This is a genomic window from Marinibactrum halimedae, assembly GCF_021234875.1.
Classification (GTDB): Bacteria; Pseudomonadota; Gammaproteobacteria; order Pseudomonadales; family Cellvibrionaceae; genus Marinibactrum; species Marinibactrum halimedae.
On the sequence record NZ_JAJQVM010000001.1, the window covers coordinates 122,046 to 139,191 of the forward strand.

At 45.8% G+C, this 17,146-nt stretch carries 18 protein-coding genes; 9 read left to right on the forward strand and 9 right to left on the reverse strand.

Annotated features, from left to right (window positions below; all coding sequences use genetic code 11):
- The first annotated feature begins 28 nt into the window (after nt 1-28).
- Together LU351_RS00505 and hda are read left to right on the forward strand one after the other, a co-directional pair.
- The gene (locus tag LU351_RS00505; RefSeq protein ID WP_232592034.1) at nt 29-1,306 is read left to right on the forward strand and encodes a DUF2066 domain-containing protein; all 1,278 of its coding nucleotides are present in this window, start codon (nt 29-31) and stop codon (nt 1,304-1,306) included.
- A gap of 78 nt (nt 1,307-1,384) precedes the next feature.
- Nucleotides 1,385-2,095 (forward strand): DnaA regulatory inactivator Hda, encoded by a 711-nt coding sequence (gene hda, locus LU351_RS00510; protein ID WP_232592035.1) that lies wholly within the window; start codon nt 1,385-1,387, stop codon nt 2,093-2,095.
- A 101-nt stretch (nt 2,096-2,196) separates the two neighbouring features.
- Here the strand turns inward: hda and sppA are convergent, their stop codons facing one another.
- The 4 genes from sppA to arsC form a co-directional block, all read right to left on the reverse strand.
- On the reverse strand, nt 2,197-4,059 hold the full coding sequence (gene sppA / locus LU351_RS00515) for a signal peptide peptidase SppA (protein WP_232592036.1): 1,863 nt from the start codon (nt 4,057-4,059) through the stop codon (nt 2,197-2,199).
- A gap of 129 nt (nt 4,060-4,188) precedes the next feature.
- A complete protein-coding gene (locus tag LU351_RS00520; RefSeq protein ID WP_232592037.1) occupies nt 4,189-4,653 on the reverse strand; it encodes a DUF2069 domain-containing protein in 465 nt (154 codons plus the stop codon).
- Between the two features lie 61 nt (nt 4,654-4,714).
- On the reverse strand, nt 4,715-5,314 hold the full coding sequence (gene wrbA / locus LU351_RS00525; RefSeq protein WP_232592038.1) for an NAD(P)H:quinone oxidoreductase: 600 nt from the start codon (nt 5,312-5,314) through the stop codon (nt 4,715-4,717).
- A 110-nt stretch (nt 5,315-5,424) separates the two neighbouring features.
- Nucleotides 5,425-5,769 (reverse strand): arsenate reductase (glutaredoxin), encoded by a 345-nt coding sequence (gene arsC, locus LU351_RS00530; RefSeq protein WP_232592039.1) that lies wholly within the window; start codon nt 5,767-5,769, stop codon nt 5,425-5,427.
- A gap of 13 nt (nt 5,770-5,782) precedes the next feature.
- Here arsC and LU351_RS00535 point away from each other — a divergent pair, with 13 nt between their 5' ends.
- Nucleotides 5,783-5,956, forward strand: a complete 174-nt coding sequence (locus LU351_RS00535) for a hypothetical protein (protein ID WP_232592040.1) — start codon at nt 5,783-5,785, stop codon at nt 5,954-5,956.
- Between the two features lie 61 nt (nt 5,957-6,017).
- Nucleotides 6,018-7,442 carry a YihY family inner membrane protein gene (locus LU351_RS00540; RefSeq protein ID WP_232592041.1) on the forward strand — a complete coding sequence of 475 codons (1,425 nt, stop codon included), beginning with the start codon at nt 6,018-6,020 and terminating at the stop codon, nt 7,440-7,442.
- Here the strand turns inward: LU351_RS00540 and LU351_RS21000 are convergent.
- Nucleotides 7,426-7,569 carry a pentapeptide repeat-containing protein gene (locus LU351_RS21000; protein ID WP_416053917.1) on the reverse strand — a complete coding sequence of 48 codons (144 nt, stop codon included), beginning with the start codon at nt 7,567-7,569 and terminating at the stop codon, nt 7,426-7,428. The two genes, LU351_RS00540 and LU351_RS21000, sit on opposite strands and share 17 nt — an antisense overlap.
- Before the next feature lie 215 nt (nt 7,570-7,784).
- Between LU351_RS21000 and LU351_RS00545 the strand changes: the two genes are divergently transcribed.
- The 3 genes from LU351_RS00545 to LU351_RS00555 all read left to right on the forward strand — a co-directional run bounded on the left by LU351_RS00545 (nt 7,785) and on the right by LU351_RS00555 (nt 9,621).
- Nucleotides 7,785-8,150 carry a response regulator gene (locus LU351_RS00545; RefSeq protein WP_232592042.1) on the forward strand — a complete coding sequence of 122 codons (366 nt, stop codon included), beginning with the start codon at nt 7,785-7,787 and terminating at the stop codon, nt 8,148-8,150.
- An 87-nt stretch (nt 8,151-8,237) separates the two neighbouring features.
- Complete coding sequence (locus LU351_RS00550) at nt 8,238-8,855, forward strand: hypothetical protein (RefSeq protein WP_232592043.1); 618 nt, start codon at nt 8,238-8,240, stop codon at nt 8,853-8,855.
- A gap of 448 nt (nt 8,856-9,303) precedes the next feature.
- A complete protein-coding gene (locus LU351_RS00555) occupies nt 9,304-9,621 on the forward strand; it encodes a DUF4286 family protein (RefSeq protein ID WP_232592044.1) in 318 nt (105 codons plus the stop codon).
- Nucleotides 9,622-9,674: 53 nt separating this feature from the next.
- On the opposite strand, the gene LU351_RS00560 is transcribed toward LU351_RS00555, so the two are convergent.
- From LU351_RS00560 to LU351_RS00575, 4 genes are all read right to left on the reverse strand, one after another.
- On the reverse strand, nt 9,675-10,628 hold the full coding sequence (locus tag LU351_RS00560; RefSeq protein ID WP_232592045.1) for a DegV family protein: 954 nt from the start codon (nt 10,626-10,628) through the stop codon (nt 9,675-9,677).
- Nucleotides 10,629-10,956: 328 nt separating this feature from the next.
- The gene (locus LU351_RS00565; protein WP_232592046.1) at nt 10,957-12,345 is read right to left on the reverse strand and encodes an MFS transporter; all 1,389 of its coding nucleotides are present in this window, start codon (nt 12,343-12,345) and stop codon (nt 10,957-10,959) included.
- A gap of 300 nt (nt 12,346-12,645) precedes the next feature.
- The gene (locus LU351_RS00570) at nt 12,646-13,014 is read right to left on the reverse strand and encodes an HU family DNA-binding protein (protein ID WP_232592047.1); all 369 of its coding nucleotides are present in this window, start codon (nt 13,012-13,014) and stop codon (nt 12,646-12,648) included.
- Nucleotides 13,015-13,363: 349 nt separating this feature from the next.
- Nucleotides 13,364-14,479 carry an HD-GYP domain-containing protein gene (locus LU351_RS00575; protein ID WP_232592048.1) on the reverse strand — a complete coding sequence of 372 codons (1,116 nt, stop codon included), beginning with the start codon at nt 14,477-14,479 and terminating at the stop codon, nt 13,364-13,366.
- Nucleotides 14,480-14,792: 313 nt separating this feature from the next.
- Between LU351_RS00575 and LU351_RS00580 the strand changes: the two genes are divergently transcribed.
- Together LU351_RS00580 and aspS are read left to right on the forward strand one after the other, a co-directional pair.
- Nucleotides 14,793-15,095 (forward strand): FmdB family zinc ribbon protein, encoded by a 303-nt coding sequence (locus tag LU351_RS00580; RefSeq protein ID WP_232592049.1) that lies wholly within the window; start codon nt 14,793-14,795, stop codon nt 15,093-15,095.
- A 193-nt stretch (nt 15,096-15,288) separates the two neighbouring features.
- Nucleotides 15,289-17,073: an aspartate--tRNA ligase gene (aspS, locus tag LU351_RS00585; RefSeq protein WP_232592050.1), complete on the forward strand. Its 1,785-nt coding sequence runs from the start codon at nt 15,289-15,291 to the stop codon at nt 17,071-17,073.
- Nucleotides 17,074-17,146: the final 73 nt, after the last annotated feature.

The window sequence follows — 17,146 nt, forward strand, 5'->3', positions numbered from 1 at the left end:
CTTTTTTGTCCATTACGGGAGCATTTTTGTGCGTAACCTTTTTGTCTCTAATGACGTTTTCCCTCGGGGTGTGGCGGTTTACTTGCGAAGAATGGCTGTGCTGCTGTGCATGTTGCCTTCTTTGGCGATGGCGGTACCAGTGAAAGATTTGTATCAGGCAGATATTGCCGTTAATGACCGGGGTACACAAACACGCCAACAAGCCACGGCGGAAGCGTTGCGTAGAGTGCTGATAAAAGTGGCGGGGCGTGATGATATTTTGGCCCAACCGGCGGCGAATGAAGCGTTGCGTAGAGCTTCCTCTTACCTGCAAGAGTATTCGTACCGTGACATCGACAGTCAAACACATCTATCGGTTCGTTTTTCTCCCGAAGCGGTTCGCCGATTATTTCAAAATTCAGGTTTACCAATGTGGCCTGCCAATCGCCCGCAAGTCTTGGTATGGCTGGTGATGAACGATTACCAAACGGGCAAACAGCTCGTGATGCCCAATACTGAAGCCCAAGGGGGAAACGGAGCGCCATCGGTTTCTGCTAGTGGGTCGTTGAATACCAATAATGGTGGGCAGGTGTCACCTAATTTTTATGGATTACTGCAAGACGCTGCGGCTCATCGTGCTTTGCCCATGACGCTGCCATTAATGGATTTAGAAGATCAACTCCGATTGGATGCCAATGCGCTGTGGAGTTTGGAAGAATCCGCCATTTTGAGTGCGTCTGATCGTTATAATGCCGATGCTATTTTAGTGGGGCGCGTGACGCAAACCAGTCGTGGTGAGTGGCGTGTGGGGTGGTGGTTAAACCATAACAGTCGTTTTGAGGTTTTTGATAGTCAATCTATGCAGTTTGATCGAGCCATTAACGATGGAATCAAGGGGATAACGGAATACTTTTCTGGTATTTACGCGGTGGTGTCTTCCCCCATGACTTCTGAAGCACTGCACATCCAAGTATCCGGTGTGGATCGGTTTGGTGAATATGTGGGTGTTATTGAATATTTGCGTGGCTTGGCGGTAGTGAGCCAAGCACAATTGCAAGTGATTCGAGAAGACAGCTTGTTAATCACCTTGGCTCTTAATGGTGATGTTGCGGTATTGGAAGATGCCATGTCTCTTGATAAACGCATGGAAGCCGTGCGACGTTTGGGCGTGACAAACAGTGTTGCGCCAGTGGGCTCGGGTGAAAATCCAATGCAATTTCGTTGGATTCATCGCGGAATTGATCAAAACAAAGGCAAAAATGGGTCAGAAGACCAACCAGAACCGAAAAGACGCACCTATGATCCCGTTATACCGGTTGGCGAATAGCGCAGTTGCAGGCACAATGGGGGTATGAACGTTTGCATCGGCGCCAGTCGCCGTTAATTTGAACAAAAAACATTGACCATGGCTCAGCCCCAGCAATTGGCTTTGGGCATCGCGCTTTCAGACGATGCCACGTTTAACAATTTCTTTTTAGAACCGGAGTCGCCTAACCTCCAAGCGTTGTTGAGTTTGGGGGAGCAGGCCAGTGGTGCCGGTGAACAGTTGATATATCTTTGGGGCGCAGAGGGTGTGGGCCTCACTCATCTATTGCAGGCTTGCTGTCATCAAGCCGCCAACCGAGGCTTGCGCTCCCAGTACATTCCCCTTCGCGATTTATCCCGCTTTTCCCCGGACTCGTTGTGTGATGATTTAAGTGACCTTGATTTGGTGTGCTTGGACGATGTAGATACGATTGCGGGAAAAGCACAATGGGAACAGGCGCTGTTTCATTTGTTTAATCGTCTGCGAGACTCTGGCCGTCGGTTATTGGTGGCGGCGCATCAATCACCCAAGCATTTAGGGGTGTCGCTACCGGATTTGCATTCCCGTTTGTCTTGGGGCATTACCTTTCAAATTCAGCCAATGTCTGATGTCGAGAAGTGTAAGGCATTGCAATTGAGGGCGCATACGAGGGGTTTAGACCTTAGTGAAGAGGTGAGCCTGTTTATTGTGCATCGTGCACCACGAGACATGAACCAGCTATTTGAGTATTTGGATGAGTTGGATCAGGCGTCTTTGGCGGAACAGCGTAAACTGACGATCCCCTTTGTGAAGCGTGTATTAGGTTTTTAGTCTTTGGAATTGATTTTGAAATCGAACCCAGAGAATAAAACCGAAGAAAAAACCGCCTGAAAAGGCGGTTTTTTTATGGGGGCAAGAAAAACACATCGAGGTTAGAGGGTACTCAACTCGCACTCCATGCAAACGGCATAGACACCTCGGCGATCATTAAAGGTATCCAGTAACTGCCATGGGCCCATCACGGATTGCCAGTACTGCATTAAGCTTTGAGGAATCCATTGCGTGCCGAGTGGCTCGGTTGGAATACCGTTAACAGAGGCCGCCTTGTTCAATTCACGTAAGATTTCTTCTGCTGGGGTTAACGGCAACTGAAGTGTTTTTGTACGAAAGTCACTGGTTCCGGCGAGTTTGGCCGCCGCTTCCACCGCTTCATTCAAGGTTCCTAGCTTATCCACTAAACCCAGCTCCAGTGCTTTGGTGCCACTCCAAACACGCCCTTGCGCAATGTTGTGTACCGCCTCTGGAGTGGTGTTGCGTGCCTCGGCCACTAAAGCGAGGAATTGTTGGTAAATGTGATTAACCCCTTCTTGAATCACTCTTTGTGCCATGGGGTCGAGTGGGCGGTCGGCACGTAGAGCACCTGCGAGCTTGGTGGTGCCCAAACCGTCGGTGGTGATACCGGCTTTTTCGAGTGTACCTTCTAATGTGGGGAAGGCCCCGAAAACGCCGATGGAGCCAGTGATCGTAGTGGGGGTTGCCCAGATTTCATCGGCAGCAGTCGCCATCCAGTACCCTCCAGAGGCGGCAACACTGCCCATGGAAACAATGACGGGAATGCCTTGTTCTTTCAGGTCAAGTAAGCCTTGGCGAATTTCTTCCGAGGCGTAAGCGCTGCCACCGCCGCTGTCGATGCGAACCACCACGGCTTTGATGGATTGATCTTCTTCAACCTGTTCTAACAGACGTTGAAAGCTTTTGTCACCAATATTACCCGCAGGCTGATGGCCATCAGAGATGGTACCGCTGGCCACAATAATCGCAATATGATCGCCTAGGTGAGGCGTGGCAGGTTTCATGGCGGACAAGTATTGCTGGTAGCTTAAACCTTTATAGGTGTGTTTCTTTTCGTCTTTACCGTATTCGTTAATGAGGCTGCTTTCCCAGTCTTTGTGGGTCGAAATTTTATCCACAAGCCCAGTGTTCAATGCCAGTTTGGCGGTATCGCCATTAACCGCTTGCAGTGCAACATCCATGTCATTGACGAATTCGTTCACCGCACCGGTGGGTAAATCACGCAGGGCCTCTACTTCGCTGGTGTACACGCTCCAGAGTTCATTGAGCCACATTTCATTATGTTCGCGAGAAGACTCTGACATGTTTTCACGCATGAAGGGTTCCATGGCGTCTTTGAAGTTACCGACTCGAAAGACGTGCATGTTGATGGCCAGTTTATCGAGTGCGCCCTTAAAGTAGTTTCGGTAACGGCTAAAGCCGGTTAGCAGTACGCTGCCCATGGGGTTGATGTGAATTTCATCGGCATGAACCGCCAGCAGGTATTGGTGTTGGGAATAGTTGCTACTATAGGCGCGAATGGGCTTACCACTGGCTTTGAAGTCATCCAACGCATCACCGATTTCTTCCAGTTTACTGATGCCCCCTCCCATAAAACCGTCTAATTCGAGGACGATTTCTTTTACGCGACTGTCGTGTTTTGCTGCCTCAATGGCTTCAATGACATCACTGACAACGGTTTCCGACTCTTCTTTGTTGTTCTGTTCAAGGAGCTGTGCCATGGGGTCGACGTAACTGCGTTCGTCCACCAAAATGCCGGTAGGTGCGATAACCAGAGCGGTATTCTCTTTAATTTCGACGCCAGGCTCTGGCCACAGAGAGGCCACCACTAACAGCGCGATGAGTAAAAAGAGAAGGTTGAGTACAGTGACTCTCACCCAGGTGACCAGCTTCCATATGCCACCAAAGAATCGGCGAATAATGCCAGGGGAGTGTTCAGACATGCTAAAACCCTTGTGTTGTGTCTCGTGTATTCATCACGGTAACGCCCATGTGGCGACAATGATGATAGATATTACGCAGCGATCAATGCCGCTATGTCAATTTTCTAATGTGTTGGATCATCAAATAGCTTATCGAGTTTCCTGATTTTGTTCGAGAAATTCAGCGTAGCGCCAATGTTGAATCCAGCGGCTAGTCATCATGGCAGAGATAAACAACACGATGGATAACGTCAGACCCAGGGCGTCTGTCCACACAAACATCGGTGAACCCACTTCCACTACGAACGCGGTGAAATAAATCAGTATCACGAAGCACATCCAACTGAAGGTGCGGTGCGTTCGTTTGATCATGCCCGGAATGAAAATGAATAGCGGCACCGTTTGCATGGCGAGCTTCTTGGCGTCGAAATCACTAAACTGTAATCCTAAAAACATCAGTATCAGACCGGCATAGGCACTGACGGTAATGGCATACCAACGGTTCGCTTTGGCTTTCAGCTCTGGGCTGGGCAGCATGGGCTTGGCTTTCTTGGCAGGCTCGTCTGCTGCTTGAGAAGTTGTGGTTTGCTTGAAAGATGAAGAGTTGTCAGTCATAGAGCAATGTATTGTGGTTGTATATTGTCGTTATGTATTGTCGTTGTATATTTTGGTTACGTTATGGTTTACGCAACGCCAGTGCTAAAGAGGCCAATCGTTTACCTTGTGCTTCGCACAGCTCCCGTTCATGCTGGCTGAGTTCAGTCGTGCCTTGTATGGAATGATGAGAAGGCCCATAGGGTGTACCGCCTGTTTGCGTCGCCTGTAAGGCTTCGTTGCTGTATGGCGTGCCTGCGATTACCATGCCGTGGTGCAGTAAAGGCAACATCATGCTGGTTAAGGTGGTTTCTTGTCCGCCGTGCAAACTGGCGGTGGAGGTAAAGACGGAGGCGGGTTTGTCAATCAAATTGCCGCTGAGCCATAAATCACTGGTGCCATCGAGAAAGTATTTTAAGGCGGAGGCCATGTTGCCAAAGCGGGTGGGGCTGCCGAGTGCTAAACCGCTGCAATTGGCCAGTTCTTCCTTCGTGCAATAAACAGCACCTTCTTTCGGTATGGCGGGTTCGGTCGCTTCGGTTTTGGGTGATATCGGCGGTACGGTGCGGAGAAGAGCGTCAATGCCCGCAACCGTATGGACACCACGGGCAATATGCTTGGCCATAGTGGCAGTGGCACCGTTAACGCTGTAGTAAAGAATGAGTATGTATGGGTTATCCATGATGATCGTCGTGTTTAATGATGGTCGTGTTTAATGGTGAAGGTGAGGTTCGTTTTTAGTTGAGCCGCTTTTTGTCAGCCGTGCTCGGCTATCACGCTTCTACAATAACTTTACAATAGTGCTTTCACATTTTCCGGCGGGCGGCCAAGAATGGCTTCGTCACCTTTTACGACAATCGGTCGTTCGATTAATTTAGGAAAGGCCACCATGGCTTCCACCAGTGCCTCATCAGTGAGGGTTTTGTCGTTTAATCCGTTGGCTTTGTACGCTTCTTCTCCTTTTCGCAGAAGTTCTCTTGCACTGATTCCCAGCTTTTTCAACAGAGACTGGAGTGCGGTTTTAGTAGGAGGCGTGTCGAGGTACAGCACAATTTCAGGTTCAACCCCCGCCTCTTCCAGCAAGGCTAGGGTTTGTCGAGATTTGGAACAGCGTGGATTATGATAAATCGTATACATTCTGGAAAATACCTTGTTTTTCAGTGCATCAGAGGTCACGAATGACTATGCCGGGCATGTTATTACAGACAGCGCTATGACGGGTGACGTTATGACGGATGATGTAGTAACGGATGATGTTATGACGGACAGTGTAACAGCGTCTCTGCCAATAGGTTCAGTAATAAATAGGTTCAGTAATAAATAGGTTCAGTAATAAATACGTTCACTAAGCATCAGTGAAGTCGCAAAAAGAAAGGGAGGTTTTTGTGTTAAAGCAAAAATGGTATCGGAAGTGGTTAATAGGTAAGCAGGGTGTAATGGGTAATGTCGCCGGTAAGAAGGGAATAATGAGCCAAGATCAGTTTGATAAATGTTCTGAATACTGGGCGTTTTTAAAGCGCTTATGTGTGAGTGTGGGACGACAATTTGTCGAGAAAGGCTGCCAGAAAAACGCGGCGGCGTTAACGTACGTTTCGCTGTTCGCATTAGTGCCTATGTTAACGGTTATTTATGCCATGTTTTCTATTGTGCCTGCGGCTCAAGGGCTTGAGGCGCAATTTCAAGCGTTGATTTTCGAGAATTTTGTGCCGTCATCGGTACAGGCGTTGCAGGATTACCTTGAAAGCTTCACCAGTAAAGCTCGCACGATGACGCTGCCAGGCGTGATTATGCTCATGGTGACGGCGTTTCTCATGCTTCAAAATATTGAAAAAACCTTCAATTCTATTTGGGGGGTCTCGAGTGGTCGAAAGGGCATTTCCAGTTTTTTATCTTATTGGGCGGTGTTGAGTTTAGGATCGATATTACTGGGCGTTGGCTTGGTCATGAGCACTTATCTTATTTCGTTACAGTTATTTGTAGACGAGTACGATAGCCTTGGGTTAATGCCGGTATTTTTGCATTTCTTCCCATGGTTACTGACCTCCAGCGCTTTTACATTGCTATTTGCAGCGGTGCCCAATTGCCGAGTTCCAGCGCGTGATGCCGTGATTGGGGGTGTGATTACGGCGTTATTGTTTGAACTTGCTAAAGACTTGTTTGGTTTCATTATGGCGCGGACCAGCTATGAGCTGATTTATGGCGCTTTCGCGTTATTTCCCATTTTCCTTATGTGGATTTACGTACTGTGGATGATTATTTTAGGAGGGGCTGTTTTTGTTCGGGCATTGAGCAATCAGCGGGTGATTCATGGCCAGTCTCCGCAAACCGATTTAATGGCATCGCTGACGATCTTATGGCATTTGAGGCAATGTGCGTTTGAAGGCAGCAGTGCCAGCGAGGGAGCTATCACTGGGCTAGGTATTGCACCGGACCAATGGCATCGATTGCGAGAGCGATTACTGAGTTGTCATTTGATTGCCCAAATGCAAAACGGCCATTTTATTTTATGCCGGGACATTCAAACTTATTCTGTTGCAGAGCTTGGAGAGTGGGTAGACCCACATCAATACAGTAGTGACTGTGAGTCGTTGCCTTGTTCGAATTCACCTTGGTCTGCAGATTTATTACGCAGACTTCGGTTGTGTGATCAAACGATTACCGAGGCATTGACCATTTCGGTGTGGGATCTATTCCATATTGACGATCCTCTGATATCCACTCCGCAGGAGGTGGGACAACGGTTATCGCCTAAAGAATCGACTTCCCCTGAGACGACTTTCTCGGAAACCGTTTCTAAAACGAATTCTTAAAGCTAACCTTCTTAACATTAGCCCCCTTAAAATTAGTCCCTTTGAAATTAGTCCCTTTGAAATTAGTCCCTTTGAAAATAGAGGGGTTGTCGGCAGTATTGTGGTTAGATCGCATGAAGTTTTCCATTCACAGTGCTCTTTTCCAGCCGCTTCTTCAGTTATAGCTATACTGGACTGTGTGCTTAATCCTAAGGCCTCTAAAAAATAAGAAATGACGTTAAGTTTTGCTTATGAATGGGCTTTTATTCTGAGGGTTAAGTCAGTGGACAGTTGATGCTTTCTTATGGAGGCGCAACACAATATTTTGTGGATAACGTTTGGTTAGAAATCAAGTAGAGTTCAATGACTATACCGCTATTAATCTGCGATGACTCCAACATGGCCCGTAAACAGGTAACCAAATCACTGCCTGATGGGTGGGATGTAGACATTACCTATGCGGCCAATGGGGTAGAAGGTATCGATGCTATTCGTACCGGCAAAGGTGAAATGGTTTTTCTGGATTTGACCATGCCGGAAATGGACGGTTATCAAGTGCTAGAGTTGGTGAAGCAAGAGGCCCTAAAGTGCGTGGTCATTGTAATCTCTGGCGACGTACAACCTGCTGCTCGAGAACGAGTATTACAATTGGGTGCTCTGGATTTTATTCGCAAGCCCATTAATAAAGAAAAGCTGTTTGGTGTTTTAGAAATGTATGGTTTGTTATGAGTGTTGTTTTATGAGAGTTGTTTTATGAGAGTGGTTATGAATGAGCGACGAGGCCAATATTATTAAGTACGGTTATGGTATTTCCGCATGATTGAGTTTCCACTGGACGACGACCAGAAAGATTGTTTGCAAGAAGTGTGTAATGTGGCAATGGGGGTAGCAGGCGAGTCTCTGGCGGCCTTTACTCATGCTTTTGTAGAGCTGTCTATTCCTAAAATACGCAGTACCATCCCTAGTGAATTAGCCTCATCATTGGGTTGCGTCAATGATGGTGGACGAGTATATGCTGCCGTGCAGCCCTTCACCTTTAAGCAAGTAGAATGTTTCGCACTGACAGTATTCACCCAAGCCAGTATTGATGACTTAATGACGGTTACCGGGCGTGAGGAGTTAGAGATACCACTAGAAGACGCCAAGCGTGACCTATTGTTAAAGGCGTGTAATGCGATTTCATCGTCTTGTTTACCGAATTTATCTCATGCCCTTGAGATACCCATCTCATTTTCTGAGCCTTATTCTTGTGGTGAGTGTGTCACGTTGTCTGAGTTGGTTTTAAATGATATTGCTTCCTGGGGACAATTGTTATCGGTAGAGATTAACTATCATTTAGAAGACCACCCTTTCAATTGTGATTTGTTGTTGCTCTTTCCCGATGTTTCCTTTAACGGGTTGACTCAGGCGTTGAATGAACTCATGGCGTTTTAAGCCCAGCTTGGTTTTTGGTGTGACGTTAACCCGTAATGGGTTGGGGAGTGGCACTCTCAATGTCGCTTTTTTCGAGGATAATTTCTAAGCACATCATCTTTTTCTTCATGGTGTTTCGCCTTAAGTCGTATTTGAAAAACCACTTCTTTTTTGTTCTTATTCTTCCTGACGATCTTATGGTATGACATTCTACTTTAGTAGTATTGTTTAAGTGCCATTTAGTAGTGCTGTAGTAAGTTTTTAGTAGTGTTGTAGTAAGTTTTGTAAAAACGGTAAGATATTCATACTGTAATTGCAGGGAATTGTCGGGGGTGGCAATGATTTTTTTGTTCATCGTCGTTTGTTGCCAATTTGACAAGGAAACAGTTTGATAGGAAAACCGTGATAAAATATTGCAGTGAAAAAAGCCTAATAAAGAATAAAAATACGAGAGAATGATGGGGGCACAATGCTGATTTACGAAGTACGTTTAATTATCAGCTCAGACATATTGCGAAGCTACGATGAATGGCTGCAAGATCACGTAAAAGAAATGCTCGGCTTTGAAGGATTTTGCGGTGCAAAAATTTATTCAGAGCAAAGCCATGGGGAGGCCCCTGAGCATATTCGATGTGTACATTTTACCGTTGTGAGCCAGTCTTCCTTGGATCACTACCTACATTTTCATGCTGAACGGATGCGCGAAAAAGCGATCAACCAATTTGGGTCAAAGTTCACCGTCGATCGTCGAGTATTAAGAGAGAAAACTCGATTCGCAGCGAGTTAATAGGGTTATTAATCTCTTCCGGTTTATCCATATTGTTCCCGTATTTATCACGTTTATTGTGCATCAATTTCAACATCATCGCCTTCGTAAGCCACGGACACCGTAATACTGCCAGGGCCTAAATTAATCCCGCCAGATAAACTCATTACGGATAGGAGTATTTCAATATTATGAGATTGTGCAATGTTTTGGAGTGAAGCATACTCATTAAAATTGAATAATTCTTTGGGGTCGCCTGCAATACTGATCACAATGTACGGTGTAGAAAGCCCGGATTGGACTTTAGTCGCAACAAAGTTCAGCACAGCTTTGAGGGCATTTTCAAAGCCTCTTATTTTCGCTATGGGATAGGTCTCTTCATTGCAGCCCAACACAACGGGAGTGACTTCTAGTGCCTTGCCAATAATAGAGGTAAGAAAACCGACACTTTTATCCCCCTTTTTACGTGCACGATTACGTAAATAAGTTAAGTCAGGAGGAATGCCAAAACTTTTTACTTGCGGTTTAAATTCTTCAATGGCTCGCCGCAATTGGTTCTTAGAGATGCCTTCATTGATTAATTTAATTGTGTGTGCCGCAGTCAATCCTTGGCCAGAAAAGACCGTTCCAGTACTGACAACACGCATACTAAAGGGTGTGATGCAATTCGCTTGTTTACGAATTTCTTGAGCATGGACCTGCATGCCTTGAGAAACATCTAAATAATGACTGTACGTTGGGCTGCGTGAACGGGCGATAGTTTCGCAAATTGCAAAATCTGTTTTAGTGACGACATTGTCGAGCATATATTCTTTTATTTGCTCGGTGGTAGTAGGTGAGCTTTCAGCTTGCATTGATTTATCAATGCGGCCTTCATTGTAAATGGCTAATCGTTCAGTTTCAGAGAGCGTATCACCAATACTTTCTCCTGCAATCGAAATATTCAGCGGAATGACAAAGATGTTATTGTCTGTGATAAAGGTATCAGGTAGATCGCATGCCGAGTCGACCACGAGTCCAGTTTTCATAGGGTTCTCCAGGTTTTATTATCGCTTTTATAAGTTTTGATTGGTTTCTGTGATTACCAATTTCTTCGGGAGTTCGACTGTGTAATCGCTTTTTTGTCGCGCAATGACGCCATTTTGTCACAAAAATCATTATTTTGTGTAGTTCTAAACGGCTATATAGGTGGGGCACGATGCAATTGAGTGTCGTCGCTATAACATACGGAGCGTCAGAAAAAATCGATTGAGCAAACGCTTAAGGCAGGGAGTGTATCTGGGGTGTTTGCGATTCGTTATTATTGTTTTTGCGGTGATTTTATTGTGATGATTTTATTGTGAGTTACGATGATAGTCAGAGGGTTTTCCCTCGAAGTGCTGAAAACAGTCCGGCGCTTAACGCCCAAATAGTGGCAATACTTAAGCTTATTTTGGTTGCCGCTTCTAATTCGGAGTGTTGTGTGGGGGTGATGAGATTGTCACCCATCAACCAATGTACAATCATCGTGACTACCCCCATGCTGATTAAATTTCCACTCACCCGGGCTAAGTTCACGCTGGCAGCGGCACTGCCAATTTCTTTCTGTACAACCGCACTCATTACAGTGTTGTTATTGGGGGTGGTAAATAAGCCATAGCCAATACCGAGTAAAATCATCGCAAGAGCGATTTGGGTGTTCCCACTTTTTTCATTCATTAGTGTGAGTAAGAAAAAGCCGATAGTGGCTGCGGCGCAGCCGCTGGTGGCAAGCCATCGGGAATCCCATCGATCAGACAATTTCCCTGCAAAGGGAGCCAGTATCATCATCGCGACCGCTTGCAGTAACATAATTTGACCAGCTTCTATTGGGCTCATGGCTAATATGTACTGCAAGTAGAGGCTGACAATGAAGGCGACAGGGTATCCGGCCGCGTACATAAGAAAAGCGGCAATTAAGGAAAAGCTAAACACTCTGCTCTCTCTAAACATGCCAACACGAATTAACGGATTTTCGGTGTCTGCTTCATGTCGAATAAACCACACAAGTAAAATTAACCCTAGCATCATACCGATAAGGTATTGCATGTTAGGTAGACCAGAAAGGCCAACGGTAAACGTGAAAGCCCAGCCACCAAAAAGTACGGTACCTTTCCAGTCGTACCGGCCTTGACTGGGGTTAGTCCACTCACCCTTTTGCGAAATCATGATGGCGATGACGGCGAGTGAGGCGGGAATTTGTAACCAAAATACACTTCTCCAACCAAGGTGTTCGGTACACCAACCGCCAACCATCGGAGCAAGCGCTAGGCCCAGATAAATACAAAACGAATTGAGACCTAAAGGTAAACCGCGCTTATTGGGTGGGAAAACAGACGTGATGATGGCCATCCCGCAGCCAAAAATCATGGCTGAACCAATCCCCTGAATGAGTCGTGAGAATAATAGCCATTCAATACTGGGGGTTAGAGCGGCAAAAGTAGAGGCTAAGCAAACGATGAGTAAGCCTGCGATGTAAACGCGCTTTCTTCCGATATTATCGGCCAGTTTGCTACAGGGCAGCATAAAGGCAACATTGCTTAATAAGAAAGCAGTGGGAATCCAACTAATTAACTGTGCGCTGGCGCTGAGGTTTTCTGCGATTGAAGGTAAGGCAACGTTCACGGCTGCCATGGTGAGCGGGCTTAGAAAGGAACCAATGCAAACGGCTATTAAAATAGCGGTGGTATTGCAGTGAGCTTCTTTAGAAAGGTTTGTCTCAGTCACGACATTTCCTGAAGTAGTGTGGATAAGAGGTAATCTGGATAAAAATTTTGTGGAATCCACTTCTATAAGTCACAAGCGTATCGTACAGCAAATAAATGTACGGTAGCGGACAAGTGTGTAATAACGTGAGAGTTTGTTTTTGGGATTTTTTCAGAGCTATGGTGGTTGTGATGACAGTTGTAAGGCGGATAGTGAAACGATAGAGATAAAAGGTTAGTTGATTGAGAATATTAAGGGGCACCATGGGCACCCCTTAAAGAGGATAGAGCGAAATACCTTAACAGGTAATCGGCGGCCCCCTTACTCTGCCATTTCTTTGAGCTTTTTCAGCGGACGGATTTTTACCTGAATGCTGGCAGGCTTGGCTTTGAAGACGGTTTCTTCGCCAGTAAAAGGATTGATGCCCTTACGTGCTTTTTTAGCCGGTTTTTTGACCGTCGTGACTTTCATTAAACCTGGTAATACAAACTCTCCGCAGCCACCACGCTTTTTCAAGTGGCCTTCCATTAAATCAGAAAGCTCATCCAATACAGATTGCACTTGTTTACGTGTTAATTCCGTATTCTCTGAAATTTGGTTCAAAATTTGTGTTTTTGAGTAACGATCACCAATTGCTTTAATGCGTTTGGTAGCAGGTGCTTTTGTGGCAGGGGCTTTACGTGCAGCCATAGGGATTCCCTCTAGATCTTCTAACAGGATGGGTTTTTTTGTTTTTTCATTGCGTCGTTGTGAAGCTATATTGCATTGATCGAGCCTCCATTATGCTTCTTTTTTGTCATGGCTCTTGAGTCAGCGTTCAATGTTCAGCTTAGCAATAGCGTTCAAAAAAGTGGCATTCTTTTGGAGGTTATTTCACGACTCACTTGAAATGTTCATTCTTTCTTACAATTGAGTGTGTCAAAAGCGCCTTACGACGTAATAAGTAAGAATAGCGCTATATATATAGGATAAAAATGCACTCAGCAACAGAAATTCAACAAAATAATGTGAGAAACGTAATTTTTTTGATGACAGCTGCTTAATTGGGTCGATTGGCGACCTGATTAAAGGCGTCTACCCAAAATTGGCTGAATTGAGAGCCCGCATGACGATTAATTTCCAACACGGCGCGAATCAGAGGGCGTTTAAATTCTTTATGGTGAGGGCGTCCATAACGACACGCATGAAAGGCATCGGCAATGGCTATGATTTTGGCTCCATCGCAGATTTGATCGTCGGTCAATCCAAGGGGATAGCCGCCGCCGCTGCAATGTTCATGATGTTGAACCACCATTTCGCAGGCCTCTTCCCAACCCAGCCTTTGTAATGGCTCGGATGAAAAGCGGATGTGGCCACGAACCAGGCGGTGTTCTTCATTGGAGTAGGGATGTTTTTTATGCAGGAGATCTAGGGGTAAAAAAGCCATGCCAATATCGTGGCTGTAGGCGGCCATTGCTAATTGATTTGGGTCGACAATCACGTTGACATAATCGTTCATAGCCAATGCCAAACGAGCAATTTGTTCTGTTCTGCCCATCCAATATGGTGAGCGGGCCTCTAAAGCAGGAGCCAAATTAATCATTAATTGTAAATCAGGGTGATCGTTAACGCCGTACCGGCTGAGAAAATCGGGCACATGTTTATAATAAACGGCGACATCGTTAGCAGGTTGATCAGGTTTATCAAGAGCCGTCCCTTCAAGCAGTTGAAGCGCTTCATGAATCAGTGTTGGTCGATAATTTTCTTTTGCTGTGCTGATTTTGTGAATAGCGTGACAAATTTTGTCAAATTCGTTGACGGAGTAAGACGACTGTTGATCGAGTATTTCTTCTTCAACCAATCGCTTGGTGATATCCATAGCCAGTAAAATGACATCGCTCATGAGATCATCGTAGGTAATATGCCCGCTGCGTAATTCTTCAAGAATATCTTCCACACTCTGCAATAGAGGGCATAAATGCTTTAGCCCGATATAAATAAGATTGCCTTTAATCGTATGTACAGAACGAAAGAGCTCTCGAATGAGTTCCAGATTATTTGGAGCGTGTTCAAGACTAATTAGGTTTGCTTCACATCGAGCATGTGCGTCTTGAAAGTCAGAAAAAAAATCTTCCGCCAACTCAGTGTCGAGACTTTCTGGTTTGCTAAATAGCATCTTTTTAAACTCCCAAGTGCGTTATAGCGTGTGGTGACGGCTTGTTAAGTGACGATGTGAGAAACCATGAGTTTGGTGGACTAATTTCATTTGAGCCTAGCACAGCTTAGTGAAGGTTTAGTGCGACTTTAGTGAGTTTTTATGAGGCTTCTAGGGGGGGGAATCCTTGGGATATAATGCCCCCTTTTTTGAAGAACGCTTTTGACTGAGCTGGGCGAAACTTGAATTGAATCGCCTTGGCCACATATAAACCGGTGGTAGAAAGATTTCCGAGTGGAAAGATCATCGAAATAAGTAGGAGTGAATACCCGAAATGCCAATCTATGAGTACCGTTGCAACGCCTGTGGACACGAACTGGAAGCGTTGCAGAAGATGAGTGATGCTCCTTTAACCGATTGCCCGGCGTGCAAGCAGCCTGAATTGATTAAGCGGGTATCTGCGGCAGGGTTTCGCCTAGCGGGGAGTGGTTGGTATGAAACGGATTTTAAATCTAAAAATCAGAAGAACTTAGCGGGCGGTCAAAAAGAAGGTAATGACAAGCCATCTGGTAGTAATAAGTCTGAGACGGCAAAGACCACCTCTTCTTCCGATAAAAAAGCCTCTGCGTCGAAATAAGCTTCCCAAGAGTGGGTATCCGAGGGTAGCGGCTGGCGCAACAGTGAGATAAAGTGCCTGCATTCGTTATCCTCAGTAATAGAAACAGGATACAAACAGCGATAGAACGCATCTATAAATAACGATAAGCGTCTCTTCTCAGGTCGTTCAGGCGGCCTGTCAAAACACAATTTACATTACAGGAAATTCAACTATGCGCAGCCAGTATTGTGGCGCTCTCAATGCCTCTTTTATTGATCAAGAAGTAACCCTGTGTGGCTGGGTAGACCGCCGCAGAGACCATGGTGGTGTCATTTTTATTGATTTGCGAGATCGTGATGGCATTGTGCAGGTGGTTTTTGATTCTGACAGCGCGGATTTTGAAACTGCCGATAAAGTACGCAGTGAGTATGTATTGCAAGTGACTGGGCGTGTGCGTGCACGTGATGCGGCAACGGTAAACCCGAATATGGCAACCGGTGAGGTTGAGGTTTACGGTGCCAACTTGACTATTTTAAGTGCGGCAGAAACGCCTCCTTTCCCATTGAATGAGCACTCTACTGTTGGTGAAGATGTCCGTTTAAAATATCGTTATTTAGATCTTCGTCGTTCCGAAATGCAGCGCAATTTGCGTTTACGCTCGAAGGTGACTAACGCCATTCGTAATTACTTAGATGACAATGGCTTTTTAGACATCGAAACCCCTATTTTGACCCGTGCAACACCCGAAGGCGCACGTGATTACCTCGTGCCTTCACGTACTCACGAAAATAAGTTCTTCGCGCTACCCCAATCACCACAGTTATTCAAACAGTTGTTGATGGTGTCCGGTTTTGACCGTTACTACCAAATTGCTAAATGTTTCCGTGATGAAGATTTGCGTGCAGATCGTCAACCTGAATTTACGCAAATCGATATCGAGACATCGTTTATGTCTGATGAGCAAATCATGGCTGTGACTGAAGGCATGATTCGTGAGTTGTTCAAAGACGTTAAAGAGGTCGATTTGGGTGATTTCCCTCGTATGCCTTACGCCGAAGCGATGGAAAAGTACGGTTCTGACAAGCCGGATTTGCGTATTCCATTAGAGTTGGTTGAAGTAAAAGACCTGCTTCAAAACATTGAATTTAAGGTATTTGCCGGCCCTGCCAACGATCCGAAATGCCGTGTAACAGCATTAAAAGTAGACGGCGGTGCAGAGCTGTCCCGTAAGCAAATCGATGATTACACGAAGTTTGTCAGTATTTACGGAGCGCGTGGTTTAGCTTGGATTAAAGTCAATGACCTTGCAGCGGGAACGGAAGGTTTGCAGTCGCCGATCATTAAACATTTGGGTGATGAAGCGACGTTGGCGATTATTGAGCGAGTTGGTGCGAAAGATGGCGATATCGTGTTCTTCGGGGCAGACAAGTCCAAAGTCGTCAGCGAAGCGCTTGGGGCATTACGGGTTAAGGTCGGCCATGACTTGAACTTGTTAACCCGTGAGTGGGCGCCTTTGTGGGTGGTTGACTTCCCGATGTTTGAAGAAACCGATGAGGGTGGTTTAACCGCTCTACATCACCCATTCACTTCGCCAGCTTGTACTGCTGAGGCATTAGAAGCGAACCCTGCTGAGGCGTTATCTGTTGCTTATGACATGGTGTTGAATGGTACTGAGCTGGGCGGTGGTTCGGTTCGTATTCACGATCAAGCCATGCAACAAGCTGTGTTCCGTGTATTGGGTATTTCAGAAGAAGAGCAACAAGAGAAGTTCGGCTTCTTGTTAGACGCTCTGCAGTATGGTGCCCCCCCTCACGGCGGATTGGCTTTTGGTTTAGACCGATTGATCATGCTAATGACCGGCAGCGAGTCTATTCGTGATGTTATTGCTTTCCCGAAAACCCAAACAGCAGCCTGTGTCATGACGGACGCTCCGGGTGCGGTTGATACTCATCAGTTACGTGAATTGAATATCCAATTGCGAAAAAAAGAAAGTAAACCTGCAGAGAAGAGTGAGTAATACAAAGTATAACAATAAAAAAGGCGCATGAAATTGCGCCTTTTTTATTCTGCTTTGCTCGTTGTTGAGAAGC